Source organism: Jatrophihabitans sp. (assembly GCF_051960575.1).
Classification (GTDB): domain Bacteria; phylum Actinomycetota; class Actinomycetes; order Mycobacteriales; family Jatrophihabitantaceae; genus JBQCEE01.
Map to the genome: position 1 here is coordinate 24,556 of NZ_JBQCEE010000239.1, position 6,374 is coordinate 30,929.

Here is a 6,374-nt window from a genome sequence, read left to right on the forward strand (position 1 = left end):
GCGACCAGGCGACGGGTCAGGCGACGTTCGCGAGCACGCCCATGGCGACCGGGGCGCGGTTGACGAACGCCTCGACCGAGCGGATCTCGAACTCCTTGCGCGGGCCGCCACCGGACTGGTTGGCGACGCGGGCGGTGGCGTACTCGTACTGCGCCATGTCGCGCAGGGTGCGGACCTCGAGCGGGTTCGCGATGTTCGCCTGCGGGAACGGCACCCGGTCCGTGCGGGCGATGATCTGGCCGGGCGGCAGGCTCGTGTGGACCTCGATCGGGACGGTCACGCCGCCGGCCGGAGTGTTCACGATCTGGCCGACCTTGCCGCCCGCGGTCACGTTGAGGCGGCCGGACTCGTCGGTGCTGAGGAACGTCGTCGCCGAGCTGCTGCCGAGGATGAGGTTCGCGATCTCCTGCGCCTGGGCCGCGTTCATCATGAGCGCGGTCGGGGAGCACTTGACCTTGTTCCACAGGCTGGCGAACAGCGCCTCGATCTGCGCGACCGAGCCACCCGACAGCGTCAGGGCGGCGCCGCCGCCGTCGACGAACGTCGCGCCGTTGGCGGTGCCGGTGCCGGAGGTGACCCACTGGCCCGACGCGTTGTAGTCCGCGCTGAGGGTGGCGAGGAACCCGTCGAACTGGTTCGGCTGGGCCGACCCGTTGTCCGCGGCGCTGTTGTAGCTCGGCACGGCGGTCGAGATGTCCGGCAGGGCGGACGACACCGGGACGGTGTTGTTGGCGGCGATCGTGGCCGTGATGGTCACGGACGCCGCGGTGGTGGTCGTGTAGTAGAACCAGGTGGTGCCGTTGGCCGAGTAGAACCAGTCGTAGGCGACGGCGCCCTTGACGGCCGGGATGCTGGCGGTGACCGAGTTGGTCGCGCCGGCGCCGGTGGTGATGTTGGCGCTGTTGCCGCGGCTGTTGCCGAGACCGTAGTAGTAGCCGGTGCCGGTGCGGGCCGCGACGCCGACGTACACGGTGACGGCGTTGCCGATGCTGCCGCCGGTGGTCGCGGTCGCCAGGGTCGGCGCCGAGGGGCGGGCGAGCGCGAACGACTGGGCGCCGATCAGCGACTTGTCCTCGGCGATGAGGGTCTGCGAGAGCACCTGCATCGTCGACTCGGCGTACATGTCGGCCAGGCCGCGGGCGAGGTCCTGCGCGTCCTGGGTGACCATGCCGGCGAGGCCGAGCGGCTGGTACTGCGCCTGGAAGTCCTGCTCCGAGAAGATGACCTCGTTGGCGGCGTAGTCGTAGCCGGGGAACGGCGACGGCTGCTGGTTGTTCACGTCGAGGAACGCGCGCCAGATGCAGAACTTCGCACCGTCGCTGGACTGCTTGCGCGTGACCTTGTCGCGGAACGGGGTGACGACCGGGATGAGCCGGACGAGGCCGGTCAGGTCGTACGAGACGAGGCCGCTGGACGAGATGATGCCGGTCGTCTGGGCCTTCTTGATCTCCTCGAGCGTGTCGAGGGTGACGTCTTCGAGCGTCATGCTGGCTTCCCTCCTTCAGGGATGCGAAAGGCCCGCCCGCCGGTTGGCGGGTGCGGGCCTCTGGGGTGGTGTGAAGCTGTGGGGTGTTACTCGCCGCGGCGCTGCTTGAACATGTCGGCGATCAGCGCGGCGGCGTTCTCGCCCATCGACTTCGCGATCCGGTCGCGCTCTTCGACGGTCGAGGCGGCGTTGAACTGCTCGCGCAGCTCGGCGGCCTTGACGATGTCCACCTGGGCGGGCGCGCCCTTGTCCTGACCGCGCAGGACGGGGGCGGGCACGCCGTTGGACACGACCCGCGGTTCGGCGGGCGCTTCGAGGGCGGCCTTGAGGACCGCGACTTCGTCCTGCAGCGGCTTGAGCGCTGCCTTCACGATGTCGCCCAGGGCCTCGGCGGCCTCCTTCATGACGGTGTCGTCGTCCGCGGCGGCGGCAGGGGCTGCCGGCGCGGGCGGGGCGGTGGGGTCGGCCGCGGCGGCGGCGACCGGCTCGGTGCCGTCGGCTGCGGGGGCGTCGTCAGCGGGCGCGCCGTCGCCTTCGGCGTCGCCGCCGGACGGCGGCTCGGTGGCGGCGATCGGCGAGAGGTCGCCAGGGTCGATGGTGCCGACGAGCTTGCCGTCAGCGTCGAACACCGCCATCTGCGGGTCACCCTTCGCCTTCGCGACGTCAGTGACCTCCTCGTGCTTCGGCTCCATGGCCGCTCCCTCCTTCGCGACACCAGTGGTGTCGGTCTCGACGGGTGCGGGCAGTGTCGCCAGCACCTCCTGCAGCAGGCTCGATGCCTGCTGGACCCGGCCCTCGTTCGCGGACGAGAGGACGCGGCCGGCCTTCGCGATCTGCCCCTTGGCCAGGGCCTCGCGCTCGGCGACCCGGTCGGCGGCCTCGGCGGCCTCGGACACCGCGAACGGCGCGAGCAGACCGAGCAGCATCTCGGCGAGCGAGATCGCGTCGGACAGCGTCATCGACGCGCACGCGTCGTCCTCGTCGCCGGAGACGGCGACTTCCTGGTTCTCCCGGTCGCGGGCCTGCTCGAGGAGCCGCTGCAGCGCGAGGACCAGGTCGATCGCCTGACCGGCGCGGGCCGAGTCGACCGCTTCCCACGCGGCGCTGGACGGGTCGTCGGGGTCGCCGGTGGTGAAGTCGCCGAGGTCGTCGCTCTTCAGGTCGTCGACGACGTCGTCGGCGGCCGGGAGCGGCTCGGTGAGGTCGGTGACGTCGTCGGCCTTGGCCACGGGCTCGCCCATGGTGTTCTCCTTCGTTCGGGCCCGCAGGGCGGCCTGGTGGATGACTTCGGCGATCGCCGACGGGGAGCCGGTGATCGAGACCTCGTGCAGGCCCTTGGCGACGTGCTCGGGCGGCTCGTCGCCGATGAGGTCGCGGATGGCGGACGGTTCGAGCAGTGCGCCGCTGGACTTGGCGATGAGGAACGGCAGCCCGTTCGCGCCCTTCCCGACCAGGTCGATCCGGTCGATGTCGGCGTCGTACAGCTCGGTGAAGCCGTCGTCGGGGGTCTCGGTCACAGGCTCGCTCCACACTCGTTGCAGGGCGCTCCGGAGCGGAGGCGCCGGGTGTCGTGGGACTGGTTGCAGATCCGCTCGCCCGAGCGGCGGGCGTACGACCGGAACGGGTAGTGGGTGACGTACTCGACGGTCGACTCGACGACACCAGCGACGGCTGCGCAGAACTCGGCCCACGCGTCGGCGAACGTCGGCGCCGGGCGAGTCACTGGCCGGCCCACGCGCGGCGCTTCCCGCGGCCCTGGATGCTGATGCCGGTCGCCCGGCCGGACTTGATGAGGTCCCACGCCTGGTCGTCCCACCGGATCCCGGCGAGCCAGTCACCCTTCTCGACGACGACCTCGGTCCCGTCGGCGGCCTTCATCACCCACGGGTCCGCGCGCCAGATGTAGGACTCGACGACCCGGCCGTGGCCGACGACTCCGTCCTGATGGAACAGGCCGATCTCCGGCGGGTTCTCCCCCGACAGCAGCGACCACGCCGCCTTCTCGAGCTCGGCCTCGCTGAACACGTCCCGGGCGCCGTCGACGCCCTTGACGATCCGCGAGTCGGCGCCCGGCTTGTAGACGACCGCGAGGGTGTACTGCTGCTCGGCCACGACGCTGACCCCTTCCGTGTGGGACGCTGACCGGATGCGGTGCGGGCCCGACTACGACTCCCACACGTGGGCGTGGTCCGGCACCCGGTACCGGTGCGGCGACTGCGGGCTGACCGACATCGAGGGCCAGCGGTTCGTCAGCCGCGTCCTGGACCGGCTTCAGGCGCCGACCGAGCCCGGGTCCGGTGCGACCGCGCACCGGCACCGCGGGTGGGCCGGCGGCATGACCGAGTCGGAGCCGACCGTGTGGGGCAGCTTCGACGCGTCGACACAGACCGGGCAGGCCCCGTCGGACAGCACCCACGTCCAGCCGCCGACACCGTTGGCCTGATAGGTCGCCAGGGACGCGTTCGTCATGACGCGGGCGGTCTCGGTGTGCGCGATCATCTCGGCGCGCCCCGGGTCGGCGACGACGCCGCGGACGTCCGCAGTGATGCTGTCGATCGCGGAGCCGGAGCGGACGCCGTCGGCGATGACGTTGGCGAGCCGGTCCAGCAGGGTGCCGGTGATGCCCTGCACGGTGACGTCGACCGCGTCGAGCATGACGGCGAGGCCGCCGTCGGACGCCAGGTCGGCCGCGTAGTCCCACCCGGGCTGCCATGCGTCCCAGTTCACTTCGGAGACGCCGGTCAGGGTGACCGCGGCGCCTCCGGCGTCGGCGAGCTGCAGGCTGGCCGACTGGCCGCCGGTGGCGTACGCGTCGAGGTACACCTGCCGGATGACTCGCGCGAGGTCTGCGGGGTCGTCGATCCCGCTGTCGAACACGGCGCGGGCTGCGGCCCTGATCAGGTCGGCGTCGTCGCTGGCGTCGTCGCTGGTGGCGCTCTTGCCGATGACCGCCCGTGCGGCGGCGATCGCGTTGCGCACGACGCCGTCGGGGACGAGGCCGGTCAGCGCGTCGGCGATCCGCGGCGACCAGTGGTCGGTGATGGCCAGGTCGTAGCGGTGCTGCGGGACACGGTCAGCGCCGGACCGCCACCGTCCTTTTGGGTCGGCACCACCGGCCTTCGCCACGTCCGCGACGACGGCGTCGATCGCGGACGACACGGAGTCGAGCAGCGCCGGCACCGACGCCTGCAGCTCCGACCGGAGGGCCGGGTTGCGCCACGTCCGGCCGTCCGGCAGCGGGCCGCCGAGCTGGCACGGGTCCCACCAGGCGAGGGCCTCGACGGCGTCGCCGTCCGGGTCGTCCGGGTTGACCACGGCGCCGCGCTCGAAGATCGGGACGAGGTTCTCGGCAGGGATCGTGTAGACAAACCCTTCGTAGATCCCGTCGGCCGAGCACCACGTGCCGGTGATCTCGCCGTCGGGGAGGACGCAGCCGGTCTCCTCCTGCCACTCCCGCGCGGCGGCGGCGAACGGCGTCTCGCCGGACTCGAGGTGGCCGCCAGGGAACTCCCACGTGCCCGACGCTGGGTCGTCGGCGCCGAGGCCACGCTGCAGCATCAGCACGCGGCCGGTGTCGACGGCTTGGACGGCGAGGCCTGCAGCGATCGGCTCGCCGGCTGCCTTGCGGACCTCGAGGTAGCCGCTGCGGTTCAGGTTCCGGGCGGCGGGCTCGCCGATCGTGGCGAACTCGAAGTCGCGCCAGCGGCCGGCCTTGACGCGGCCTCGCACGAACCGGTCGAACGTGGCCAGCTCGGCGCGCATGCTGCCCTTGGCGACCTCGATCTCGTCGTCCTCGTCGTCTTCGCCGCTGGCGAGGTCGTAGCTCGTCGGCGCGTTGGCGGTCGTCAGGCCGGCCGCGGCGTCCTTCGCCACCGGCGCGGCAGCGGGCGCAGCGACGGGCATGCCGGTGGTCGGGTCGTCGCCCGCGTTGTCCTGCGGGTACTCGACCACGGCGAGCGCGGGCCGGTCCGGCAGCTTCTGCGGGACGGTGCCCTCGATCGGCGCGAACGGCTTGTGCGGCAGCTCGCCGCCCGGCACCGGCGCGGCCGACGCGGGGTCGACGGGGCCGGCGACGGCCTTGAGCGCGGACAGCGGGACCGGCCCGGAGCGGGTGGTGAGGATGAACCGCGGCACCGGCTGGCCGTCGGGCTCGGAGAGGCCGTAGACGCGCTCGCGGACCTCGGACGGCGAGATGACACCGGACTCGATGTAGATCTTGTCCGACTGGGCGGTGGCGAGCCGGTCCTCCTTCTCCTGCCCGGTGTCGAACTGGAAGTCGAGCGGCAGCTGCAGGTCGTCCTGCAGGTAGTCCGACAGGATCGCCTGAACGTGCTCGATCAGCGGCATGTCGCCGATGCGGAACTGGTTGTCGACCTGCGTCTCGCTGGTGGCGCGGTTGACGTCCTCGGTGAACCCGAGATCCTGCGGGGTCACGTGGTAGGCGGCGGCGGTCTTCCGCATCAGGAACAGCGAGAAGACGTCGGAGAACTCGCGCTCGTTGGTCCACGCAAACCCGGTGCCGTTCGGGACCCACTTGATCTGGTTCTTGACCGCGTCGTCGCCGAGTAGCAGCGCGTCCCACGCCGCCTGGAACTCCTCGATCTGCGACGGCGACCAGCCCTCGGGGGCGGTCGCAAACGCCTCGGGGATGTTGCCCTCGGTGAAGTGCTGCAGGAAGTGGTACTGGAACCGCAGGTCGGTGTTGGCGTTGAGCAGGATCGTCTCGAGCGGCGCGACACCGTACGGCGACTCCGATGTGGGCCGGAACGGCTCGTAGATCAGGTCGTCGGTCGTCAGCCAAGTCCACGGGACGCCCTGTGCGTACTGCACGAACGCCGGCGGCGCAGGCTCGCCGGGGGCGGCCATCGGCGGTTCGCCCCAGTAGTCG

At 71.8% G+C, this 6,374-nt stretch carries 5 protein-coding genes; all 5 read right to left on the minus strand.

Annotation, left to right across the window (positions count from 1 at the left end; translation table 11 throughout):
- Window positions 1-16: 16 nt before the first annotated feature.
- Window positions 17-1,486, minus strand: coding sequence for a hypothetical protein (locus ACTHMS_RS13280; protein WP_440307147.1), 1,470 nt, complete (start codon window positions 1,484-1,486; stop codon window positions 17-19).
- An 86-nt stretch (window positions 1,487-1,572) separates the two neighbouring features.
- Complete coding sequence (locus ACTHMS_RS13285; protein WP_440307148.1) at window positions 1,573-3,003, minus strand: hypothetical protein; 1,431 nt, start codon at window positions 3,001-3,003, stop codon at window positions 1,573-1,575.
- On the minus strand, window positions 3,000-3,209 hold the full coding sequence (locus ACTHMS_RS13290; RefSeq protein WP_440307149.1) for a hypothetical protein: 210 nt from the start codon (window positions 3,207-3,209) through the stop codon (window positions 3,000-3,002). Before ACTHMS_RS13290 ends, ACTHMS_RS13285 begins: the two co-directional genes overlap by 4 nt.
- Window positions 3,206-3,598, minus strand: coding sequence for an XkdF-like putative serine protease domain-containing protein (locus tag ACTHMS_RS13295; protein WP_440307150.1), 393 nt, complete (start codon window positions 3,596-3,598; stop codon window positions 3,206-3,208). The genes ACTHMS_RS13290 and ACTHMS_RS13295 overlap by 4 nt, the downstream gene beginning before the upstream one ends.
- A 159-nt stretch (window positions 3,599-3,757) precedes the next feature.
- Window positions 3,758-6,374, minus strand: a 2,617-nt coding sequence (locus ACTHMS_RS13300; protein WP_440307151.1) for an NUDIX domain-containing protein, incomplete at its 5' end; no start/stop codon positions are given.

Excerpts from the sequence above, each read along its gene's own strand:
- ACTHMS_RS13280 (WP_440307147.1), bottom strand. The coding sequence starts at position 1,486 with ATGACGCTCGAAGACGTCACCCTCGACACGCTCGAGGAGATCAAGAAG.